Source organism: Leeuwenhoekiella sp. W20_SRS_FM14 (assembly GCF_052119605.1).
Taxonomy (GTDB): Bacteria; Bacteroidota; Bacteroidia; order Flavobacteriales; family Flavobacteriaceae; genus Leeuwenhoekiella.
Map to the genome: position 1 here is coordinate 762,766 of NZ_JBGQOK010000001.1, position 24,728 is coordinate 787,493.

General features: G+C 36.2%; 18 protein-coding genes. 11 read left to right on the forward strand and 7 right to left on the reverse strand.

What is annotated here, in order from left to right; all coding sequences use genetic code 11:
* Positions 1 to 80 precede the first annotated feature (80 nt).
* The 4 genes from ACEN25_RS03225 to ACEN25_RS03240 all read left to right on the forward strand — a co-directional run bounded on the left by ACEN25_RS03225 (position 81) and on the right by ACEN25_RS03240 (position 5,728).
* A complete protein-coding gene (locus tag ACEN25_RS03225) occupies positions 81 to 2,177 on the forward strand; it encodes a T9SS type A sorting domain-containing protein (RefSeq protein WP_441801626.1) in 2,097 nt (698 codons plus the stop codon).
* Between the two features lie 178 nt (positions 2,178 to 2,355).
* Complete coding sequence (locus ACEN25_RS03230; RefSeq protein ID WP_028375178.1) at positions 2,356 to 3,633, forward strand: mechanosensitive ion channel family protein; 1,278 nt, start codon at positions 2,356 to 2,358, stop codon at positions 3,631 to 3,633.
* A gap of 35 nt (positions 3,634 to 3,668) precedes the next feature.
* Entirely contained in the window at positions 3,669 to 4,754 is a 1,086-nt protein-coding gene (locus ACEN25_RS03235) for an endonuclease/exonuclease/phosphatase family protein (RefSeq protein ID WP_441801627.1), read from the forward strand.
* Between the two features lie 23 nt (positions 4,755 to 4,777).
* Positions 4,778 to 5,728: a mechanosensitive ion channel family protein gene (locus tag ACEN25_RS03240; protein WP_441801628.1), complete on the forward strand. Its 951-nt coding sequence runs from the start codon at positions 4,778 to 4,780 to the stop codon at positions 5,726 to 5,728.
* Here ACEN25_RS03240 and ACEN25_RS03245 read toward each other — a convergent pair.
* Genes ACEN25_RS03245 through ACEN25_RS03255 form a run of 3 tightly spaced genes read right to left on the reverse strand, consistent with a single transcriptional unit; the run spans position 5,725 to position 8,227 of the window.
* Positions 5,725 to 7,071, reverse strand: a complete 1,347-nt coding sequence (locus ACEN25_RS03245; RefSeq protein ID WP_441801629.1) for a GntP family permease — start codon at positions 7,069 to 7,071, stop codon at positions 5,725 to 5,727. The two genes, ACEN25_RS03240 and ACEN25_RS03245, sit on opposite strands and share 4 nt — an antisense overlap.
* A 3-nt stretch (positions 7,072 to 7,074) precedes the next feature.
* A complete protein-coding gene (locus ACEN25_RS03250) occupies positions 7,075 to 7,560 on the reverse strand; it encodes a gluconokinase (RefSeq protein ID WP_441801630.1) in 486 nt (161 codons plus the stop codon).
* 55 nt (positions 7,561 to 7,615) lie between these two features.
* Positions 7,616 to 8,227 carry a DUF72 domain-containing protein gene (locus ACEN25_RS03255; protein ID WP_441801631.1) on the reverse strand — a complete coding sequence of 204 codons (612 nt, stop codon included), beginning with the start codon at positions 8,225 to 8,227 and terminating at the stop codon, positions 7,616 to 7,618.
* Positions 8,228 to 8,429: 202 nt separating this feature from the next.
* Here ACEN25_RS03255 and ACEN25_RS03260 point away from each other — a divergent pair, with 202 nt between their 5' ends.
* The 3 genes from ACEN25_RS03260 to ACEN25_RS03270 all read left to right on the forward strand — a co-directional run bounded on the left by ACEN25_RS03260 (position 8,430) and on the right by ACEN25_RS03270 (position 12,683).
* Positions 8,430 to 9,149, forward strand: a complete 720-nt coding sequence (locus ACEN25_RS03260) for an outer membrane lipoprotein-sorting protein (protein WP_441801632.1) — start codon at positions 8,430 to 8,432, stop codon at positions 9,147 to 9,149.
* A gap of 92 nt (positions 9,150 to 9,241) precedes the next feature.
* A complete protein-coding gene (locus ACEN25_RS03265) occupies positions 9,242 to 12,289 on the forward strand; it encodes a WD40/YVTN/BNR-like repeat-containing protein (protein WP_441801633.1) in 3,048 nt (1,015 codons plus the stop codon).
* A 160-nt stretch (positions 12,290 to 12,449) separates the two neighbouring features.
* The gene (locus ACEN25_RS03270) at positions 12,450 to 12,683 is read left to right on the forward strand and encodes a hypothetical protein (RefSeq protein ID WP_028375170.1); all 234 of its coding nucleotides are present in this window, start codon (positions 12,450 to 12,452) and stop codon (positions 12,681 to 12,683) included.
* Here ACEN25_RS03270 and ACEN25_RS03275 read toward each other — a convergent pair.
* Positions 12,680 to 13,321 (reverse strand): protein-L-isoaspartate(D-aspartate) O-methyltransferase, encoded by a 642-nt coding sequence (locus ACEN25_RS03275; protein ID WP_441801634.1) that lies wholly within the window; start codon positions 13,319 to 13,321, stop codon positions 12,680 to 12,682. The genes ACEN25_RS03270 and ACEN25_RS03275 overlap by 4 nt on opposite strands.
* A gap of 119 nt (positions 13,322 to 13,440) precedes the next feature.
* Between ACEN25_RS03275 and ACEN25_RS03280 the strand changes: the two genes are divergently transcribed.
* From ACEN25_RS03280 to dnaN, 4 genes are all read left to right on the forward strand, one after another.
* Positions 13,441 to 14,400 (forward strand): Gfo/Idh/MocA family protein, encoded by a 960-nt coding sequence (locus ACEN25_RS03280; RefSeq protein WP_441801635.1) that lies wholly within the window; start codon positions 13,441 to 13,443, stop codon positions 14,398 to 14,400.
* Positions 14,401 to 14,427: 27 nt separating this feature from the next.
* A complete protein-coding gene (gene gldF / locus ACEN25_RS03285) occupies positions 14,428 to 15,144 on the forward strand; it encodes a gliding motility-associated ABC transporter permease subunit GldF (RefSeq protein ID WP_441801636.1) in 717 nt (238 codons plus the stop codon).
* A gap of 1 nt (position 15,145) precedes the next feature.
* Complete coding sequence (gldG, locus tag ACEN25_RS03290; RefSeq protein WP_441801637.1) at positions 15,146 to 16,819, forward strand: gliding motility-associated ABC transporter substrate-binding protein GldG; 1,674 nt, start codon at positions 15,146 to 15,148, stop codon at positions 16,817 to 16,819.
* 142 nt (positions 16,820 to 16,961) lie between these two features.
* Entirely contained in the window at positions 16,962 to 18,080 is a 1,119-nt protein-coding gene (dnaN, locus tag ACEN25_RS03295) for a DNA polymerase III subunit beta (RefSeq protein ID WP_441801638.1), read from the forward strand.
* A gap of 116 nt (positions 18,081 to 18,196) precedes the next feature.
* Here the strand turns inward: dnaN and ACEN25_RS03300 are convergent, their stop codons facing one another.
* From ACEN25_RS03300 to gltB, 3 genes are all read right to left on the reverse strand, one after another.
* Positions 18,197 to 18,637: a hypothetical protein gene (locus ACEN25_RS03300; RefSeq protein ID WP_028375164.1), complete on the reverse strand. Its 441-nt coding sequence runs from the start codon at positions 18,635 to 18,637 to the stop codon at positions 18,197 to 18,199.
* A 106-nt stretch (positions 18,638 to 18,743) separates the two neighbouring features.
* Positions 18,744 to 20,210: a glutamate synthase subunit beta gene (locus tag ACEN25_RS03305; protein WP_441801639.1), complete on the reverse strand. Its 1,467-nt coding sequence runs from the start codon at positions 20,208 to 20,210 to the stop codon at positions 18,744 to 18,746.
* A 7-nt stretch (positions 20,211 to 20,217) separates the two neighbouring features.
* A complete protein-coding gene (gene gltB, locus ACEN25_RS03310; RefSeq protein ID WP_441801640.1) occupies positions 20,218 to 24,726 on the reverse strand; it encodes a glutamate synthase large subunit in 4,509 nt (1,502 codons plus the stop codon).
* Positions 24,727 to 24,728: the final 2 nt, after the last annotated feature.

Below are 24,728 nucleotides of genomic sequence, written 5' to 3' on the forward strand. Positions count from 1 at the left end.
AATCGTTTAAAAGCGCAAAAATATCTTTTAAGTGTATTGCAGATATCTTAATTTTCATATATTTACAAAAATATTCTATTATGGGAAAACTATACTCTTATTTTTTCTTTTTGATGTTACCCATTTTGGCTTCGGGTCAATTATATATTGGTGATAATACGGCTTCATCCTATGTTTACAACAAAGGTGAAATTATTTATGTAACTCAAAATATTCAGTTAGAAGGATCTCCTATTCAAGATGCCGGTAATTTATATATGCGAGATGAAGGGCAATTAATACAAGGTAATGATGCTAGCCCAAATGCAGGAAATGGAGTTATCTCCTTGCTACAAACCAATACAAGAAATTTATGGGATTACCATTACTGGACTTCTCCTGTGGGCGATCCTACAAAATCAGCCTCCGGTAACGGAAATACAGGCAATGTTAATTTTTATATGAGTGGTGATGATAATGGAGGTCTTTATCAAACTGACGCATCAGATCCTTTGGGGGCTTCAGAAGTTATATTCACTACAAATTACAATAGTAGTATAGCTAGTATTAATGATTTTAGCTTATCCTCCTATTGGTTATACAAATTTGTCGCAAGTAATGGTTATGGTAGTTGGAGCAAGGTTTCTTCAACTAACCCTACTCGAGCGGGCGAAGGATTTACCATGAAAGGACTGGGTAATGGTACAAGTCCTTCAGGAATTGTACCTATAGATTTTAGAGGTCGCCCAAACAATGGTACTATAAATGTTGACGTAGCAGCAAGTAATTTATCTCTTGTTGGAAACCCTTATCCTTCTGCTATGAACTTGAGTTTTTACTTATTATCTAATTCTGGCGCTAGTAGTGCTATGTTGGCAGACTGTATAGGTACTTTTGATCCGGCAACAGCACCCACGGCTGTAAATAATTCAATTACTGGTCTTGCATACTTTTGGGAATCAGACCCTAATGTAAAATCACATTACATACAAGATTATCAAGGTGGCTATGGTACCTTTTCGCCTTTATTAGCTTGTAATTCTGCAGGAGAATACTCTCCCGCTGTTTTTATAACCTATGACAATGATGGAGAGCGAGTTTTAACTGAGCGGCCTAACACAGTGGAAAACGGGGGCCCTATAAACGACCCTGATGGTAATCCTTATCCATTTTTCCCAGAACTTGACACTGATGGTAATGTAGTTTTTGATAGTGATGGTAACGTTGTTTATGTCATGGACCCTGTGCCTACCGGTCTAGAGGGAGAAAATATACCAAGATACTGGGCTCCTGTAGGCCAGGGATTTTTTGTTGAGGCAATTGCAAACGGAGTGGTAACTGCTAAAAATGAATTTAGATATTTTATTAAGGAATCTCAAAGTGCAAACTCTCAATTCAAAAGCAAATATGAACCTAAGAAAGTGTCGAAAAAATCTTCTGAAAAGTCGACCGCTTCATTAAAGCCAAATCAATTAACTTATGATGAGGAAGGTTTATTGGTTATGCCAAAATTTAGAATTACTACACATATTAATGACACATATTATAGAAAAATAAGTGGAGTATTTTATGATGATGCTACCATGGGATTTGATATCGCAGGTGATGGCGACAATGTAAATGCTTTACCTTCTGATGTTAGTTTTATTGTAGAAGAATCTCCTAGAGATGTTATCATCAATCTCTTTCCTTATGATATAGATGCAGTTTTACCTTTAAAAATATCTGGAAACAAAGAGACTAATACTTTTAAAATGCAGGTCTTAGAACTTAATTTTGTGCCAGACGAAAGCATTTTCCTGCACGACAAGGAAACAGATGAATACCATGATATTTTAAACAGACCCTATGAGATTAAATTACCTCAGGGTACGTACAAAGAAAGATTTGAGATTGTTTTTAAAGATGCAAAAGCAGCAACTTTAGAAGTAGCAGAAGAAGTGAAAAAATCATTCGCTGTTTACCAAAATAACAATCGCGCTGAATTAACAGTTTTAAACCCTTTAGAGACAGATTTAAAAGAAATAAATGTATTTGATATCTCTGGAAAACTTTTAGTTTCTAAATTAAACGAAGGTTCAAAATCTAAAATTGTAATTCCGTCTGGTAACTGGAGTGACGGTATTTATATCATTAAAGTTATAACCCGTGATAATGTAGAATTTGCTAAAAAGGTTTCTGTTATTAATATGAAATAAAACAGTAAAGCAAAATTATATAAAACCAGAAACAGCCCTAATTTAGGGCTGTTTCTGGTTTTATGTCTTATTCTAAAATTCTCTTTTAAATTGCCTAAAAAACAAATTAAAAAGTTGGTTTATCATTAACCTTGATCTTTGCAGTTAATCACTACTTTTGCTCGTTCAAACCCAGACTATGGCTTACAGACTAGATAGCTATTTAAAAGATTTTTCCAGAAATATTATAGATTTCGGCGTATCACCGGTATATGCAGAATTGGTGACGATTTTTATAAATGCTTTTATATTTATTCTTGTACTTACCCTGGTAGATAAGATTCTGAAAAGATTTATAATAGAAGTCTTTAAAATCTTCAGTAATAAAACGAAAAGTTCGTTTGATGATTTTCTAATCTTAACCAACTTTCCGCGGTACATAGGTCATATAATACCACTATTAGTTTTTAGATGGTTTTTCTTAGAATTATTAAAGGATTATCCCGATACTACATATTGGCTTTTAAAAGCCTTTAATACCTATGTAATACTTCTAATTTTAAAAATTATACGCAGCCTTCTGCGTACCGCTCGTAATTATTTTCAGACTAAAGAGCAGTATTTTGACAAGCCATTACAAAGTTACTTACAAGTAACCATGCTCTTTTTATGGGGAATTGGGATCTTCTTTTTTATTCTTGAATTATTCGACAAAAATGCAATGAATTTTGTGCTCCAATTAGGAGCCGCATCTGCAGTTCTACTATTAATATTTAAAGATACGATACTTGGTTTTGTAGCCTCAATACAAGTATCTATTAATGATATCGTGCGTATAGGAGACTGGATTACCTTTAGTAAATACGGTGCAGATGGTAATGTAACCGAAATCAATCTTGCTACGGTACGTGTTCAGAATTGGGATATGACCTACACTACGATTCCTACTTACAGTCTTATTTCAGATTCGTTTCAAAACTGGAGAGGAATGCAGGAAAGTGGCGGAAGACGTATCAAACGATCGGTTTTTATCAAACAAAATTCTGTACGCTTTCTTACTTCTGAAGATCTGGTACAACTAAAAAAAATTCAGCTTGTGGCTCCTTATATAGAACATATGGAGAAAGAGGTAATACGCACAAACCGACGTCACGAGGTAGATGACAGCCTACCTATAAATGGTCTTAACCAAACAAATCTTGGTGTTTTTAGAAAGTATATCGATGCGTATTTATATGAGAATCCTGCAATAAATAAAGATCTCTTTCTTATGGTAAGGCACCTCGCTCCTACTTCTCAAGGTATTCCTTTAGAGATTTTCTGTTTTAGTCACGATAAACGCTGGGAAAATTATGAGCACATACAGGCAGATATTTTTGACCATATTATAGCCGCAGTAAAATATTTTGACCTTGAGATATTTGAAGAACCTTCGTCACGAGATATTACCAATTTCTTAACGCATAGAAATCTCTAAAATAGGTAGGTTGCAGGTCAACTAACCAATCATTTATGAGATTTAAAAATATTCTCCACATTTTTGGAGCGATAGCTATATTGCTCACTTTAGTTCCACTTATAGCAGCTGATTATTGGTGGATTCGGGTTTTTGATTTCCCACATACGCAGCTTACCATTTTAACGGCTACAGCAATATTAGCTTATCTTTTAAAGTTTGATATAAAATGGGTTAAAGACTATGTTTTTATGAGTGTTATGATTGCATGTTTTGTATATCAAATATCAAAAATTTATCCCTATACACCATTAGCTCAATTTGAAGTAAATAGAAGTGAGCAAAATAATCCTAATAAACAATTGAGTATCTTGGTAGCTAATGTCTTTCAGAAAAATGAGGACAAACAATCGCTTTTAAAAGAGGTTGCTGCAAAAAACCCTGATATTCTTTTACTTCTTGAAGCAAATACAGAATGGCACAGATTTGTAGATCCTACACTTTCAAAAAAATATAAATTTTACAAGGGAGCTCCCATTGATAATACTTACGGAATGCTACTCTATTCTAAAATTCCATTAATAAATCCTGAAGTTCATTTTCTTATAGACGACAGTATTCCATCAATAGATAGTAAGGTTAAATTGGCTTCAGGAGATACCATACAGTTATTTGCGATTCATCCTACACCGCCTATGCCCCAGCATAACCCCATGTCTACAGATCGTGATGCTGAGATGATGAAAACTGCATTTAAAAGCAGAGATTCAAAACTACCTGTGCTAGTTATTGGTGATTTTAATGATGTCGCCTGGTCAGAATCAACGGCTCTTTTTAAAAATGTTAGTGAGTTGTTAGATCTTCGCATTGGCCGTGGTTTGTTTAACACCTTTAGTGCAAAAAGTCAAATTATGAGGTGGCCTCTAGACCATATATTTGTTTCAGAACATTTTAGAGTTATTGATGTTCAAAGGGGTGAAGATATAAATTCTGATCACTTTCCGTCGTATGCAAAATTGAGTTTAGAATCAGAAATTGCTCAGGAGCAAGTGCCTAAACCACCATCAGAAAATCAATTAAAAAGAGCTCTTGATATTATAAAAAAAGAAGCTGGCCAAAAAGATACCCGTAAAGAAAATTAACGTTACAAATACTAGAAATTGTTATGAAATTACTCTTAATTCAGGATTTACAAACGGTATCTGATGCTTTTATTAATTATTATAACAATTTTATAAATCAGTTGCCGGGAATTGCCTGGGGGATTTTAATAATCATTCTGGGTTTACTATTAGGGGCTTGGATAGGTAATTTTGCGAGAAGACGAATTTCTGCAAAAACTGCAGATCCTCTTATGAGTCGATTTTTAGGTAAGGCAATCAAAATTACGTTTTTCATTATCGCAATTATGCTCGCCTTAAGAGCAGCGGGTCTTGGTGGTATAGCTACAGGTATTTTAACAGCTGCAGGAGCTAGTGCCGTAGTACTGGGGTTTGCTTTTAAAGATATAGGTGAAAACTTTATAGCAGGTATCATTCTGGCCTTTAATCGCCCATTTAACGTTAACGATACTGTAGAGATAGGTAATAACTTCGGAAAAGTAAAAGCCCTTGAATTTAGATATACTAAGCTAAAAACCTTTGATGGTAAAGACGTTTACATCCCCAATAGTGATGTATTGACCACACCGGTAACTAATTATACCGAAGATGGCTTTTACAGATGGAGTTTTATTATTGGGATTGCTTATGAAGATACTATTGATGGTGCAAAGCAAGTGATATTAGAAACGCTAAAATGTGAACCCAATGTTATCGAAGATGAGGAGCACGAGAATTTTGTAATTGAAGATGAATTAGCTACCAGTACGGTAAATTTAAAAGTGTTTTTCTGGGTAGACACAAAAGATTTTCGTCGTATGGCATTAATAACCAAAGGAAATGTTGTTCGTACGGTGAAAGAAGCTCTTGAAAAAAATGGTTACTATATGCCTGCAGATATTCAGGAAATTAAACTTTACGGTGCTGCTAAAGACTCCCCATTACGTATTGAACAATCTCAAAAGCAACCCGATTTACAAGAATCTAAATCTTCAAATACAGATCCCAAGAATTAAACTAAATACCAGAGTACCGTAGATACAAATAATCCCATAAAAGCAATAAGGGTTGTTAATATAGACCAGGTTTTAAAAGTTTGCTTTTCAGATAATCCTAGGTATTGTTTTACAAGCCAAAACCCACTATCATTTACATGTGAAAATACAGATGCGCCGGCCGCTATTGCTATTACAAGTATTGCTAATTGCATTTCGCTATAATTAGATATACCCAACAAAGGGGCTGTAATACCCGCCGCTGTAATCATCGCAACTGTAGATGAACCTTGCATAATACGTACGATAGCGGCTATAATAAACCCAAAAATTACGGGAGGAAAATAATCACTCGTTAATGATTCGGCAATCATTAATCCCGCACCCGTATCTATAAGTATTTGCTTAAACGCACCACCGGCTCCCGTAAGTAATATGATGACTCCGGCGGGATAAAGTGCTTTTGTAGAAATCGTTAGAAGTTCATCTTTACTTACATTACGACGAACTCCCAAAAAATACCACGCTATTAAGTTTGCTAAAATTAAAGCGGTAAAAGGATGACCTAGTAATGTTGAAATAAATAAGACCTGCTCAGGAAAATTCCAGTTAGCTGCTAAAGGGCTATTTACTAGGGTATTGATTACAATTAATACTATAGGAAGAAAAATTATAGATAAAACCAACCCTGTAGGTGATAAATTAATACTAGAATCTTCATTTTCTAAAGATTCATAAGGGGCTTCTATATGTATTTTTTTTGAAATGTATTTAGCGAAAAATGGTCCCGCAACAGCAGCAGTGGGAATACCTGTAATAAATCCAAAAACAATTACCCAACCTAAATTTGCATTCAATATATCTGCCACTGCAATAGGCCCAGGTGTAGGGGGTATAAACGCGTGGGTTACTGCGAGACCACTTAACAAGGGCAATGCATATAATAACAGTGATTTTTTAGTTTTACGCTGCAGGGCGTAAATTAAAGGTATGAGGATTATAAAAGCAACATCAAAGAATACCGGTATCGCTACTAGAAACCCGGTAAGCATAATTGACCACGGAGCTTTTTTAATTCCGAATTTTTGTATAAGATAATGAGCTATTTGCTTTGCACCGCCAGAATGTTCTAATACAGCTCCAAACAGCGAACCTAAACCTACCACAGTAGCTACAAATCCTAACGTGCCACCCATTCCCTTAGTGATCGCATCTAAAATAACATCAGGTGCCAAACCACTAAACGCACCTACAAAAACACAAACAATTAATAATGCGAGAAACGCCTGCAATTTTAACCTTAAAATGAGAACTAGCAGTAAGGCAACTCCAAACACTACCGCAAATAGTAATTGATAATCCATAACTTAAAAATCTAATTTCTTGAGTATTTCATCTACAATTTCTTCTACCGTTTGATCTATAGAAACATGTATGCCATAATCTGGACTTTCAAGCGTATCTAACTGCGACTGCAGCAATAGAGGATCAAAAAAATGATTCTTACGGTTATCTAGTCTAGATTTTAAGGTTTCAAAAGAGCCATCTAGAAAGACCCAAAAAAGGTCTACATGTTTTGCCAAAATTTTTCGGTAGGATTCTTTTAATGCAGAACATGCAAGAATTGCTCCTTCCTCATTATACCACTCCTGTAATTTCTCATCTAAAATTTCTAACCAGGGCTTACGATCTTCGTCATTAAGTGGCAGCCCACTTTTCATTTTATCTACATTAGCCTGTGGGTGATAATCATCTGCATCCTTAAATGGAATATTTAATTTTTCGCTTAAAAGTAAGCCTATTGTAGTTTTGCCAGATCCAGACACGCCAGCGATAACAATTAATTTTCTCATAAATTTAGTGTAGTGTTATTTTATCTTGATTGAGAATAGTTAGGTCAAAACCAGGTTAATTATTCATTTCTATAACCTGAAAGAAATTATTTTTTGAATCAAGACGATACATTTTTTTTGAAACTGTAGATTTGCTAAACAAATTTATATACCTAAACTCTATATCTAAAGGTACTTCACCTGGCCAGGATTCTATAAATTGCCCTACTCTATCCCAGTTTTTAGGCTGAAAATTATTATGCATCTGTAAAAAAATGCAACCTAGCTTTTCTTTTAATAATAAAGTGTGCTCGAGATATTCAGGGATCAATTCAGAAACATTAACAAGTCGTTTTAAATGACTTATGTTTCTCGTGATTTTAGGAAAAAACCGAAAATCTGCCGGAACTTGCGCATACCATTTTTCAAACTGCTCTTTCGGAAAAAGCCTTAGAAACGTAGCATTTAACTCAATAGAATTAAATTGACGCGAATAATAATCCAATTCATCACGTATTCCTTTAGGATAGAAATTCTTTAAATCCTGCTTGTTCCATTTTGCACATCCTACATAGAGTACAGCCTTTTTTGAAACGGCTTTCCTTTTTAGTAAAACCTCAGTATCCGGATGATCTGCTGGTAATGTGAAGTGAATATGTTCAGGATTTTCTACCTTACCGAATTGCATAGTGATGTATTAAGTATAGGCGTATAAAAATTTATCCCTTTATACAGCTATGCTTTAAATATATAAATCCCATATTTAAAACAAGACAAGTATTTATTAAAACAAATCATTATAAATAAATTTCTATTTTTAGATCTTATCTGTGTAACATAATGGCGCACTTATTGTCTAACAATCAAGCAAAAAAACTAATTACAGTATTATGAAAGTATTTAAATCTCTTTTTACGCTAGCACTTGTGCTAATTGTAAATACGGTTTCTGCACAAACTGCAGAAGAAATTATTGCGAACTATGTAGAAAACACCGGTGGTGCTGAAGCCTGGGCTGAAGTAAATGCCACTAAGATGTCTGCTACAGTCAATCAAGGTGGGATGTCTATTCCGGTAACCGTGTACAACACTAAAGATGGTAAACAAGCCGTGGTAATTGAGTTTAATGGTCAGAAAATAACGCAAATGGCGTATGATGGTACAAATCTTTGGACCACAAATTTTATGTCTATGAAACCAGAAAAGTCTTCTGAAGAAATGACCCAGAATATGGCACTTAATAAAAATGACTTTCCTTCTCCACTACTTAACTATAAAGAGAATGGTTATGCTGTAGAATATATAGGTACCGAAACTAAAGAAGGTGCAGAAACTTACAAAGTAAAAATTACACAAGAGCCGGTAATGGTTAATGGTGTAGAAACTCCAAGTATAAGCTATTACTATTTTGATACAGAAAATTTTGTTCCTATTGTAATCGAGACTTCTCAAATGGGACAAGATGTAAATATCGTAATGAGCGATTATCAGGAAGTAGAAGGTCTATACTTTCCTTTTGCTATGAGCCAGGCAGGACAACCTTTTGAAATGAGCGAAATCATCGTAAACCCTGAAGTTGACGAAACAATTTTTGCATATCCCGGTGAATAATTTTCAGCATTAATTACCCGTAATGGGAATTCTTCAAGGGTGTCAATTTTTATAATAGACACCCTTTTTTATTTAATTTAAACTAACAAAAAATGAAAAAATTAATACTCACATTTAGTGCTTTATTACTTTTTGTTACAAGTAATGAAGCACAAGAAAATACACCTGGAGGAAAAGAACTATTTGGTGACATACAAGCGCGTCACATAGGTCCTGCTCTTATGAGTGGTCGTTTTATCGACCTTGAGGCTCATCCCACAAACAACCGCATATTATTTGCAGGAGCTGCGGGTGGTGGTGTTTGGAAAACTATTAATGGTGGCGCAACATTTAGTCCTGTTTTTGACGAGCACGCTCAAAGTATAGGTGCTATTAAAATAGATCCTACAGATCCTGATAAAACTGTATGGGTGGGCACAGGAGAAATCTGGACACGCAACTCGGTTAGTGTGGGTGATGGCTTATATAAATCTACAGATGGTGGTATAAACTGGACAAAGAAAGGCTTTGAAAACTCAGAGCGTATTAGTGCTATAGCTATTAATCCTTCAAATAATAAAGAGATGTATGTTGCTGTAATGGGTGCACTCTGGGGAGATAGTGAAGAGCGTGGTATTTATAAAAGTAATGATGCAGGAGAAACCTGGGAGAAAGTACTGTACACAGATGAATCTACTGGTGCGGCAGAACTCCTAATTGATCCTAAAAATCCCAATGTGCTCTACGCTTCCATGTGGAAATTCCGCAGAACACCATGGGGTTTTGAATCGGGCGGAAACACCAGTGCTATCTACAAAAGTAAAGATGCTGGTAAAACCTGGAATAAAATTCATGATGGATTCCCTGATGGCAAACTTGGTCGTATTGCGTTAGCGCTTTCACCTTCAGACTCCTCTATTCTTTATGCTGCAGTAGAAACAGAATCAGAAAAAACAAATGGCCTGTATAAAAGTACAGATGCAGGAACTAGCTGGAAACAGCTTAATAATGATTTTGGTCTTACTGTACGTCCCTTTTATTTTGCAAGACTTGTAGTTGATCCTAAAAATCCAGATATCCTTGTAAAAGGCGGCCTTTTTGGATCGATATCTAGAGATGGTGGCAAAACATTTCAGGATTTAGGTCCACAGCATTCAGACATACATGATATTGTTTTTGATTTTCACGATAGCAATCGTCTGTATACAGCAACAGATGGTGGTGTATATCGCAGCTGGGATGCCGGTTCTAATTTTGAAATGGTACAGGATTTACCGGTTTCTCAATTTTATCATGTTTCCGTAGATGACGCGACACCTTATAATGTTTATGGCGGACTTCAGGATAATCAATCGTGGTATGGACCTTCCTCATCTCCTGGTGGCGTTGAAGCCAGAGATTGGAATCTTATAGGAGCCGGTGATGGTTTTAGAGTGCTTAAACACGCTACAAAACCTATTATTTATTCAGAAATGCAAGGCGCTCAAAATGTATGGCGTTTTAATACGGAGCTAAATCAGGCAAAAAATGTTGCTCCGCCTGCAGAAAACGATGAGAAGCTACGATTTAATTGGAATGCACCTATGGCACTCAGTGTTCACGCTCCAGATCGATTTTATATGGGGAGCCAGTATCTTCATAAGTCTGAAGATATGGGTGATACCTGGACTAAAATCTCTCCAGATTTAACAACAAATGACCCTAAAAAGCAAGATTTAAATTCAGGTGGTTTATCTGCAGATAAATCGGGTGCAGAGACACACACTACAATTTTTACCATTGCCGAATCTTCTATAGACGAAAAAATTATCTGGGTGGGTACAGATGATGGCAATGTACAAATCACACGTGATGGAGGTAAATCATGGAATAATGTTGTAAAAAACATTACCGGTTTACCGGCAAATACATGGGTGTATCATATTGAAGCAAGTGTACATAATCCCGGCACTGCCTATGCTGTTTTTGATGGGCATGCTACAGGAGATATGAATACCTATGTATACAAAACTTCAGATTATGGTCAAACCTGGGAGTCTATTGTAACTTCAGACATTAAAGGATTTGCACGTAATATTCAAGAGGATTATGAGCAAAAAGATCTATTATTTTTAGGTACTGAATTTGGTCTTTTTATAACAACAAACGGTGGCAAAAACTGGTCTCATTTTACAAACAACCTTCCTGAAGTTGCAATACATTATATAGAACTTCAAAAAAGAACTTCAGATCTGGTTTTAGGTACACACGGAAGAGGAATTATTATACTAGATGATATTTCACCGCTACGACAAATTAATGATGCTGTTTTAGAAGAAGATTTGCACTTCTTTAAAACTTCAGCAGGTATTATAAAAGAAGAAAGTGGTTTTGGTGGTACAAGTACAGAAACCGAGTTTGTAGGAGAGAATCCCAGCAGTATGGCTAAAATCATGTACTATATGAAAAAGCGCCATACATTTGGTAAAATGAGTATGCATATCAAAGATTTAGAAGGAAATCTCATTGCAGAACCTGTTCCTGGAAAATCTAAAGGTATTAATATTGTTTATTGGGATTATTTAAAGAAAGCCCCTAAAGTTGCTGTAGGTAAAATACCCTCATTTGTAATAGCTCCTAAGGTAGACGCCGGTGACTACAACGTCGTTATCACAAAAGGCAAAGAAATCTATGAACATCGTATAAGTGTTAAAAATGATCCTAATTCTATGGTAACAGATGCAGACCGTACAGCAAATAAAGCATTAACCCTTCGTCTTTTTAACGCAATAGAAGATCTGGCGTATTTAGGATATCGCATAGATTCTACAGTAGAATTGTTAAAAGAAGATGCTACAAAAAATGCAACTAAAGCAGTAGAAGAATTGACAGCGTTAAAAGCAAAACTGGTAATAACCACCGGGGATCGCTATGTACAGGAAGCAGAACCAGAATTAAGAGAAAAACTGAATTTGCTTTATAATGAGGTTGCCGGTATGTTTGAAAAACCTGCGCCGGTACGTTACGCAAATACAGAAACTTATGAGCAACAAATTGCAGATGCCTGGAAAATGTATACAAATCTTGAAAAGAAATACGTTTCTAAAATTAATGCTGAGCGTATCAAAAATGGTAAAGAGGAACTTGTTTTAGATTCTAAAGAGGTATTCTTAGCAAAATAATTAAGATTTATCGCTGTTAATATCACGAAATTAATAGTCCGGATGTGCTAACTACTGACAGTTACACATCCGGATTTTTATTTTAAACCCCAATTGTTTTTGGATTTTCATCTTGATTTTTGTAAGTTATTACCAATTTTTACTAAAAATCATAGAGATTATGCAATCTTCAAAACACTTTAAAAAAAATAAAACGTTTATAAAACAATTGCGTGCGGCAAGCCTTGTATGGCTTGTAGGATTAATATTTATACTTTGGGCTTTATCAGATATACATTCAATTTCTCAATTGGGTCAGCTTAAATACATACCTGTTTATATTATTACTTTAGTATCTGCTGCCGGTTTGGTATGGTTTCACTATACATCCTGGCAAAAGAATAGTTCCATTTAATTTTTATCCTCTAATAGCGGAACAAATCTAAACTCCCCATACTCTTTCTTTTCAAAGTCGGTTTCACTTTTGCGAATTATGCGGGTCATGGTTTGTACTTCTTCACCTACAGGAATCACAAGCTTACCTCCTATTTTTAATTGGGCAAGTAGTGGTTTAGGAATAAAAGGAGCTCCTGCAGTTACAATAATTCCATCAAAAGGAGCAAATTCAGGCATTCCCAAATAACCATCTCCAAAGGTTAAACGCTTGGGACGGTATCCTAATTTTGCTAAAAAATTCTTTGTTTTTCTAAACAATTCTTGCTGGCGTTCTATGCTATATACTTTTGCGCCTACCTCACAAAGTACGGCTGTTTGATAACCACTCCCCGTTCCTATTTCTAAGACTACGGCTCCTTTTTTTAATTCAAGTAGTTCCGTTTGAAATGCAACCGTATAAGGTTGTGAAATGGTCTGGTCTGCAGCAATAGGAAAAGCCTTGTCTTGATAGGCGTGATCCTCAAAACTGCTATCCATAAAAAAGTGACGCGGTATTTTGCGTACGGCATCAAGCACGTCTTTATTTGTTATTCCTTTTTTTTCGAGAATCTGAGCTAACAGACGGCGTTTGCCCTGATGACGCGTAGTATCTTTCATAACGCTAAATTAAAAATCTACGACCGCCTTTGCTAAGAAAACACATTCATTTTTTCAACAATGCCCATTAGATAATTTATGGCTTAGAAAGCCTATTTTTGTGTAAAACAAAATAGATTATGCTAAAAGCCGGCGTTCTGGGTGCAGGTCACTTAGGAAAAATACATTTAAAACTTTTACAACAATCTGAAGCATACGAGTTAGTAGGCTTTTACGATGATTCTGATGCGGTAGCCGAGGCTGTCGTTAAAGAATTTGGGTACACCCGTTTCCCTTCTAGAGCTGCTTTAATTGAAGCTTGTGATATGGTTGACGTGGTTACACCTACTACACATCATTTTGACTGTGCAGAAGAAGTTATAAAAGCTGGTAAACATTTATTTATTGAAAAACCCATTACCCAAACTGTAGAACAGGCGGTTGCCATACGTGAACTTGCAAAAAAGCACGGAGTACGTGGTCAGGTAGGTCATGTAGAACGCTTTAATCCTGCATTTAGCGCAGTAAAGGATCTTATAGACAATCCCATGTTTATTGAGGCACATCGCCTTGCTGAATTTAATCCTCGCGGTACAGATGTTCCTGTAGTCTTAGATTTAATGATTCACGATATCGATGCGATATTAAGTGTCGTAAAAAGCAAGGTAAAAAAAGTATCGGCCTCAGGAGTTTCAGTAATTAGTGATACTCCAGATATTGCAAATGCTCGTATTGAATTTGAAAATGGTTGTGTTGCAAATCTCACCGCAAGTCGTATCTCTATGAAAAAGATGAGAAAAGCCAGGTTTTTTCAAAAAGACGCCTATATCTCTGTTGACTTTTTAGAGAAAAAATGTGAAATCGTACGTATGAAAGATGCTCCTGAACAAGCAGATGATTTTGCGATGATTTTACAGAATGCTGAAGGTATTAAAAAGCAAATCTATTTTGACAATCCTGAAGTACAGGATAATAATGCAATCTTAGATGAGCTAGAAGCTTTTGCTCAATCTATACAACAAGATACTACTCCTGTCGTTAGTTTAGCGCAGGGCACCGAAGCATTACGTATTGCTATGAAAATTATTGCAGATTTATAAATACCGCTCAAAACTGCTCGTTTTAATATGATTGCCATACTAAAAAAAGAATTTCATTCATTTTTTGCATCTCCGGTAGGTTATCTCGTGATAGGCCTGTTTCTGATTCTCAATTGGCTTTTTCTTTGGGTATTTGATAATGACTTCAATCAATTTGATTATGGGTTTGCAGATCTAACACCGTTTTTTCAACTTGCACCGTGGATTTTTATTTTTTTAATTCCCGCTGTAACTATGCGCAGTTTTAGTGACGAATTACGCCTGGGTACATTAGAGCTTCTCTTAACACAACCCATAACCACGTTAAAATTAGTTCTGGGAAAGTTTTTTGGCGGGTTATTTTTAATTCTTTTGGCGCTCATTCCTACCCTAATATACATTTACGCTATAGATCAATTGGGAAATCCTCAGGGTAATTACGATTCTGGTATTTTAATAGGTTCGTATCTGGGGCTTCTCTTTTTAGCGCTCGCCTATACAGCAATTGGGATTTTTGCCTCGACCTTATCTGAAAATCAGATTGTCGCATTTATAATAGCAGTTTTTTTGTGTTTCCTTTTCTATTTTGGTTTTGATGGTTTAGCAGATGTTTCTAATATCGAATTTTTGAGAACTCTAAGTTTGCAACGCCATTTTGAAAGTATTAGTCGCGGTGTTTTAGACAGTAGGGATTTGATTTATTTTTTAAGTGTAGGCACAGGGTTTATAGCAATGACCATTTTTAAGCTTGAAAAGAAAAGGTAATATGAAGCTAAATTCTAAATATCCTATTGTTCTTGCCTTGCTAATAGTTGTTGGCTATTTATCACAGCTTTATAGCTTTAGAATAGATCTTACAGCAGATGGCAGATATACCCTGTCAGAATCTTCAGAAACAATTCTCGCTAAAGCGACAGAGCCTTTAATAATTGATGTTTTTTTAGAAGGAAACGTGCCCGATGCGTTTCTTAAATTGCAACTAGAAACCCGCCAGCTGCTTGAGGAATATGCTTCAGAAAACCCTAATATTAAGTTTGCTTTTGTAAATCCTGTCCCAGACGGTGCTGTAGTAGAAAATATTGCACAGGATTTTAATAATCGTGGTATGCGACCAGAACAGGTACAGCTACGTAACAATGGTAAGGTTACACAAGAGTTTATATTTCCGTGGGCAATAGCATCTTACAAAGGTAAAACAGTACCTATACCATTATTAAAAAAGACTTTAGGAGCAAGCCCAGATGAACTCGTAAGCCGTTCTGTTCAAAATCTTGAATATGCCTTTTCTAATGGTCTATATAAACTTTTAAATCCTAAAAGTAAACGTATTGCTGTACTTAAGGGTAATGGTGAACTGGATGACAAATACATTGCAGACTTTTTTAAAACCTTAAGAGAAAGCTATTTTATAGCACCTTTTCCGCTAGATTCTGTTAATGGAAATACAGATCAGGTTATGCAGGCACTTAACAGTTTTGATCTTGTAGTTGCTGCAAAACCTACAAAAGCTTTTACAGATGTAGAAAAGTATGCCTTAGATCAATTCACAATGCAAGGTGGTAAAGCCATATATCTTATAGATGAGGTGGCTATGGAAACAGACAGCCTCTATGCTAATGACGGTATGGCTTTGGCAACTGCGCGAATGCTTAACCTTAACGATTTTTTCTTTAAATACGGCATACGTATCAATTCCGTTTTAGTAGAAGATTTATATGCTGCTCCGCTTGTATTAGCTAGTGGTGAGACCACTAATTCTCAATACACACAGTTACCATGGTTTTACTATCCCTTAATTACTACGGAAGAAAACCACCCAATTAATACAAATATTGACAATCCTGTTTTTTTAAGATATGCCAACCAGATTGATCTACTAGAAACAGAAACGCGCAAAACAGTACTTTTAAAAAGTTCACTACTCACAAAGTTAAGTGGTGTTCCTCTACCCATTTCGCTAGAAACAATAACTACAGAACCTAAACCCGAACGTTATGCAGGCGGAGCTCAAACTCTAGCTGTTTTATTAGAAGGAAACTTTACTTCAGCCTTTAAAAACAGAATACTCCCTGTCGAATCTTCAAGTCTTAAATTTTTAGAAAAATCAAATAGAGAAACAGCAATTGTTGTAATCGCAGACGGAGATATTATACGTAACGACTTAGATAAAAACGGTAGACCTCTTGAGTTAGGCTTCGATAAATTTACGTTTAAGGAATACGGTAATAAAGAATTTTTACTCAATACGGTGAACTACCTTCTTGACGATACCGGTCTTATTAACATTCGAAGTAAAAGTATTCTCCTCCCGGCATTAGATATAGAGAAAACTGTAAACGATCGCTCAAGCTGGCAAGCCTTTATTTTAGGGACTTCATTACTATTCTTAGTCCTTTTTGCAGGAGTATACATCTATCTTAGACGTCGCAGCTATCGTTAGTAGATGTTAATAAGTTTGTTTCGGCAAAAAAAGCTATTACGATATCTTTGTTAGGCTGTTAAACCAGCTGTATTTTAAAACTTACAACCAATTATATTCTGGTTCAACTGATGAACCAAACTATTATAAATAGCACCTTCTTATGAAATTTATTGTATCAAGTTCTTACCTTTTAAAACAATTACAAGTTTTAGGTGGGGTAATTAACAACAGCAACACGCTTCCAATTTTAGATAATTTCCTATTTGAGTTAGAAGATAATGATCTTAAAGTTTCTGCTTCAGATTTAGAAACTACAATGATTGCCGTTCTTGATGTAGAGTCTGAAGATACTGGAAGTATTGCAGTGCCGGCACGTCTTTTATTAGATACGTTAAAAACGTTTCCTGAGCAGCCTTTAACTTTTGTAGTAGGTGATAATCACACTATAGAAATAAGCTCTAATCATGGTAAATATGCTCTAGCCTATGCTTCTGGTGAAGAATTTCCGAATGCAGTTGAATTAGATGATCCTAGTAAAGTAACTATACCTGCTGCAGTTTTAGCAACAGCAGTGAGCAACACTATTTTTGCTACCGGAAATGACGATTTGAGACCGGTGATGAGTGGTGTATTCTTTCAATTTGATACTGAAGGTTTGACGTTTGTTGCAACAGACGCTCACAAACTGGTTAAATACGGTCGCACAGATGTAAAAGCTACTCAAACGGCAGAATTTATTATGCCTAAAAAACCGTTGAATCTTTTAAAAGGTATTTTAGCTTCTAGCGACGATGATATTACGGTAGAATACAATGATTCTAATGCAAAATTTAGTTTTGACAATGTACAATTGCTGTGTCGTCTTATAGATGGTAAATACCCAAATTACGAAGCGGTAATTCCTAAAGAGAATCCTAATAAATTAATTATAGACCGTAATCAGTTTTTAAATTCGGTACGTCGTGTTTCTATTTTCTCAAATAAAACCACCCACCAAATCAGACTTAAAATTGCGGGTGCAGAATTAAATATTTCTGCAGAAGATATAGATTACAGTAATAAAGCAGAAGAGCGTTTAACCTGTGATTATCAAGGTGACGATATGCAAATAGGTTTTAATAGTCGTTTTCTGGTAGAAATGCTCAATAACCTGAATGCTAATGACGTTTCTCTTGAAATGTCACTTCCTAATCGTGCGGGAATTTTAACTCCCGTAGATGGCTTAGATGAAGGTGAAAAAGTAACCATGCTGGTTATGCCGGTAATGCTTAACAACTAGACAGTTTAAAAATACCTTTTATTACGTGAAAAAGCCCTGTTGATAATTCAACAGGGCTTTTTCTATATTAATCAAAGTAATGTTCTGTAGCTTAGTAAGCTAATAAAACAGTTAAATTATTTATCTCCAAAACTATAAAACAAACCAGGACCATCGCACTGTTCCCAGTTACTCTTTAGGCTACTCGAGTCTATATACTCTAAAAATTCTTCAGTTGTTCCTGTACAATTTCCTACCAGCACATTATCTGTATCGTGTGTGAATTTTAAATATTTATCACTTTCAATCATTACAATATCAAATTCGCCTTGAGAGCTTAAGGTATCCCCATCTCGAATCTGCACTTTAGTAAATCGCATCTCACTGCCCAATTCATAATATTCCTGCCATTCCATTTCTGAACCGCTGCGTTCAGAATTAAGCGTATTACCAGACATTTTTACAAGAGATAATTTAATTGATTGATTTTCTTGTACTTCTATGGGCTGCTCTGAGGTATCTGAACACGACCCCAGGATTATCAAACTCAAAAATAAATAGGAGAATCTAAACTTCATAAATATGTTTTTTGAGTAGATGAAAAACTTTAAGAAGGGTTGCGTCTAAAAACAAAAAAAAACGACTGAATTTCTTCAGTCGTTTTTAAAATAATAATAAGTGAAATTATACTCGAGGTAAATCACCATCTCCTTTGAGTGGTAAATCTGATTTCCCCATTAAATATTTATCAACATAGTGCGCCGCTTGTCTACCTTCAGAAATCGCCCAAACAATTAAAGATTGACCTCTACGCGTATCTCCTGCTGCAAAAACACCCGGTACATTAGTCATATAATCATCTACAGAAGCCTGAATATTTGTTCTTGGATCTAATTTTACACCTAATTGCTCAGCTATTGTAGCTTCACTTCCAGTAAAACCTAAAGCAAGAAAAACCATATCTGCTTTCCATTCTTTTTCGGTACCCGGTACCTCAGAAAGGTTAGGTCGCTCTCCGGGTTTATGTGTCCACTCTACCTCAGAGGTTACCAAACCGGTTAAATTTCCATCTTTATCACCTACAAACTTTTTTGTAGAGATTGAGAAAAAGCGTTCTGCACCTTCTTTATGAGAACTACTGGTACGTAATCGCATAGGCCAATAAGGCCAAGGCTGATTTTCAGGACGCTCAGGAGTTCCTTTACTCATTATCTCAAAATTATTTACACTCGTAGCACCTTGTCGTATAGATGTACCTATACAGTCACTACCGGTGTCTCCACCGCCTATTACAATGACATCTTTACCGTTTGCATTTATTTCTTCACCTTTCCACTGTAAGCCATCAACGCGACGGTTATTTTGAGGTAAGAAATCCATAGCCTGATAAATACCTTTTAAGTCTGCTCCTTCAATAGGTAATGTTCTGCGCACGGTTGCACCACTACAAAGCACTACTGCATCATATTCTTCCTTTAATGCATCTGCCGTAATATCTACGCCAACGTGAACTCCGCATTTGAAAGTAATCCCTTCTTCTTCAAGAATTACCAGTCTACGGTCTATGACATGCTTTTCCATCTTAAAATCAGGAATACCATAACGTAATAAACCTCCCGGTTTTTCATCACGTTCATAAACAGTAACCAAATGTCCTGCACGATTTAATTGCTGCGCAGTTGCAAGACCAGCAGGACCAGAGCCAATTACAGCCACTTTTTTACCGGTACGTTTTTGAGGCGGGTTTGCCTTTATCCACCCGTTTTTAAAAGCTTCTTCAGCTATATTTTTTTCAATATTCTCAATAGTAACCGGGTCTTCATTTATCCCCAAAACACATGCTTCTTCACAAGGTGCAGGACATAATCTACCTGTAAATTCAGGAAAATTATTTGTGCCGTGCAGTATATGTGCTGCCTCTTCCCAACGCTCACGGTAAACTGCGTCGTTAAAATCTGGTATTAAATTACCTAAAGGGCAACCACTATGACAAAATGGAATCCCACAATCCATACAGCGGGCTCCTTGATTCTTAAGTTCAGATTTCTCTAAGGGTATTGTAAATTCTTCATACTTCTTCACCCGTTCTTCAACAGGTTTGTACGGTTCTATTTTTCTTTCGTATTCTAAAAATCCGGTTATTTTTCCCATGATTCTATTATTCCGTTAAATCTGTTAATTTTTCTTCTTCTTCTAATCGTATAAGAGCCTTACGGTATTCTTCTGGAAGTACTTTTACAAACTTAGGCAGATAAGAGTCCCAGTTTTCTAATATACGTTGCGCTAAAGTACTTTGCGTATAATTGTAATGATTAGTTACTAATTCGTGAAGTTGCGTTACATCTTCTGACGCTGTAACCGGATCGAGATTTAAATCTGTAGCATTACATTTTGATCTAAATGTGCTGTCTGCATCTAAAACATAGGCTACACCACCGCTCATACCTGCTCCAAAATTACGTCCTGTTTTACCCAGAATTACTGCTAAGCCACCGGTCATATATTCACACCCGTGATCTCCAATACCTTCAACAACAGCTACGGCTCCACTATTACGTACACAGAAACGTTCTCCGGCTGTACCGTTAAAATACGCTTCACCACTTGTTGCACCATATAACGCAACATTACCTATAATCACATTCTCACTAGCTTCAAAGGTTGCTTCTTCTGGTACTTTTACAATTAAGCGAGCTCCGGAAAGACCTTTACCCACATAATCATTTGCGTTACCATCTACTTTTAGGGTTAAGCCTCGAGTAGCAAAAGCTCCAAAACTTTGACCTGCAGAACCTTTAAAGTTTACTTTCAACGTATTGTCAGGTAATCCTTGCTCGCCATAAATTTTTGAAATCTCATTACTTAAGATTGCTCCTACTGCACGATCTAAATTAGTAATGTCAAGATCTAAAGTTGTTTTCTCTTTTCTAAATAAAGCAGTGTGTGCTAACTCTATAATTTCAAAATCGATAGATTTTTCTAAATGGTGATTTTGAGTTTCTGTATTATAAACTTTTACGCCTTGAGGAACAGCAATATTGTGTAAAATAGGAGAAAGATCTACTCCCGCAGCTTTATAATGCTCTACTGCTTTACTGCGATCTAACTTTTGAACTTGTCCTACCATCTCATCTATAGTTCGGAAACCAAGTTGCGCCATTATCTCTCGTAACTCTTCTGCCACAAAATACATGAAGTTTACTACGTGTTCTGGCTTCCCTTTAAACTTCTTACGAAGCTCTGGGTTTTGGGTTGCTATACCCACCGGGCATGTGTTTAGATGACACACACGCATCATAATACAACCTGATGCTACTAATGGAGCCGTTGCAAAACCAAATTCTTCTGCACCCAGCAGACAAGCTACCGCTACATCACGTCCTGTTTTTAACTGACCATCACATTCCAGACGTATTCTGCTACGTAGATTGTTAAGTACTAAGGTTTGTTGTGCTTCAGCAATACCTAATTCCCAGGGTAAACCGCAATGTCTTAGAGATGTTAATGGAGAAGCTCCTGTACCCCCATCATAACCTGAAATTAAAATTACATCTGCCATTGCTTTTGCAACACCGGCAGCAACCGTACCTACTCCTACTTCAGAAACAAGCTTCACATTAATACGTGCTTCGCGGTTTGCAGATTTAAGATCATATATTAATTGTGCTAAATCTTCAATTGAATAAATATCGTGATGCGGTGGCGGTGAGATTAGACCTACGTAGGGTGTACTCTTACGGGTTTTAGCAATAAATTTATTTACTTTCTCTCCTGGTAATTGACCACCTTCTCCCGGTTTAGCCCCCTGTGCCATTTTAATCTGAATCTCTGCAGCACTGGTAAGGTAATTACTGGTAACTCCAAAGCGACCGGAAGCCACCTGCTTAATTGCAGAATTGCGCCAGTCTCCGTTAGGGCTTTTGTAAAAACGTTCTGCATCCTCTCCACCTTCTCCACTGTTACTTTTTCCGCCAATACGGTTCATCGCTACAGCAAGATTCTCGTGCGCTTCTTTACTTATTGAACCATAAGACATAGCACCAGTTTTAAATCGTTTTACGATTTCAGTCCAGGGTTCTACTTCTTCTAATGGAATTGGGTCGTAATTTGAAAATTCAAAAAGACCACGTATAGTCATTAAATTTTTTGACTGTTCGTTTACTAAACTAGCATATTCTTTATAGGTCTTCGGATTGTTTTGACGCACAGAATCCTGAAGTTTTGCAATAGTCAACGGATTAAACATATGTTTTTCTCCGTTACGACGCCAGCGGTAATCACCACCTATTTCCATCTCCAGGTTTCCTGAAATATCCTGACGTTTAAATGTACGGCTGTGTCGTTTTGCCACCTCCTGCTCTACTTCATAAAGACCTATACCTTCTATACGGCTAGGCGTATTAGGGAAATACTTTTCTATTAATTTAGAATTTAATCCCAGAGCCTCAAATAAACGAGAACCCCTGTATGAATTTAAGGTAGAGATACCTATTTTATTCATTACCTTAATTACTCCTTTACCTACGGCCTTATTGTAATTTTCGACAGCATCCTGAAACTCTATATTTTCAAGATTTTTCTCATCTATTTCTTCTCTAATAATCTCGTTAACCATGTACGGGTTAATCGCACTGGCACCATAACCAAATAATAAAGCGAAGTGGTGCACCTCACGTGGTTCTGCAGATTCTATGATAATACTCATTTTTGAACGCTGCCCACTTCTAAAAAGTCCGCTGTTCATATAAGAACAACCTAACAGTGCAGGAATAGGCGCCATTTTCTCATTAACGCCTCTGTCTGAGAGTATAAGTATAGTGTGACCAGCATCAATAGCTTCAGAAGCCTGAGCTACCATAGACTCTAATGCATCTTCAAGGCCATTTAACCCTCTGTTTGCTTCATAAAGCATAGGTATTTCAGTAACCTTAAAATCTGGATGATCAAAGTTTTTAATCTTATCCAAATCTTCTTTTGAAATTACCGGATTCTGTATTCTAATTTTTTTACAATAATCTGGAGTAATCTCCATCAAATTGGTATCAGGTCCAAGTGTTAAACTCAAATCTGTAATAAGCTCTTCGCGAATACCATCAAGCGGTGGATTGGTTACCTGAGCAAATAGCTGTTTAAAATAGTTATATAAAAGCTGGGGTCTTTCAGATAATACTGCTAATGGCGTATCAGATCCCATAGATCCTATGGGCTCTTTTCCTTTTCCCGCCATAGGCAGAATAATAGTACGTATATCTTCCGCAGTATAACCAAACGCATTTTTACGCAGATCAAAAATGGTCTCTTCTACTTTTAGATCTACATCGCGATATGGAATATCTTTTAAGTTAACTCGGTTTTTATTTAGCCATTCTCCATAGGGCTTTTTAGATACGATGCTTTCTTTAATCTCTTCATCGTTAATGATTCGACCAGCTTTCATATCTACTAAAAACATTTTTCCCGGCTCTAATCTACCGTGAAAAGCAATATTTTTTGGTTCTAATTCAAGAACACCCGTTTCTGAAGACATAATTACATATCCTGTTTTAGTTACAGAATAACGTGAAGGTCTTAAACCATTACGATCTAAAACTGCTCCTATATAATCACCATCGGTAAAAGGAATAGATGCAGGACCATCCCAAGGCTCCATAATACAGCTATTAAACTCGTAAAATGCTTTTTTAGCCTCGCTCATATCCTGATGCTTCTCCCAGGCTTCAGGAACTAACATCATCATAATCTCTGGCAATGATCTACCAGACATTAATAACAACTCTACAACCATATCCATTGAGGCAGAATCAGATTTTCCTTTTAGAATAATTGGGAAAAGCTCTTTAATCTCTTCGCCAAACCACTCACTTTCTAAAAGTTCTTCTCTACTGCGCATACGAGATACATTACCACGCAGGGTATTTATTTCGCCATTGTGACACATATATCTAAATGGCTGTGCTAAATCCCAGGTAGGAAATGTATTTGTAGAGAAACGCTGATGTACCAGTGCCAGACGTGTAGTTAACTTAGGATCTAATAAATCTGTATAATAAAATTTAATATCCTCAGGCATTAAAAGCCCTTTAAATATTAAAGTTTTGTTAGATAAACTTGGTAAATAAAAATAAGAGTGCTCAGAAAGCTTACTACTTAATATGGTATGCTCTGTAATTTTACGTGCCGTATAAAGTTTAATCATAAACTCCTGCTCCTGCATTTCTGCATTAGGCTTACCTATAAAGATTTGTTCTATATGAGGTTCTACGCTGGCTGCAATAGACCCAAGATAACCTGCATCTACCGGTACTTTTCTCCAACCTAGGAGTACAAGCCCTTTATCTTTAATTTGTTTTTCAAAAACCTCTTTACAATATGCACGTTGATTTTCCTTTTTAGGTAAAAAGACATTACCCATCGCATACTCTCTAGGTGCCGGAAGATCAAAATCACAATTCTCTTCAAAGAAGTCGTACGGTATATCTATAAGAATACCTGCACCATCTCCTGTTTTACCATCACTACTAACTGCACCACGATGTTCTAGTTTTTCTAAAATTTCTAGAGCCTTATGAATAATATCATTTGACTTGTTTCCTTCAAGACTACAAATGAACCCTGCGCCGCAATTTTCGTGTTCCCATTCTGGTGAATATAAACCCTGTTTTTCCATAA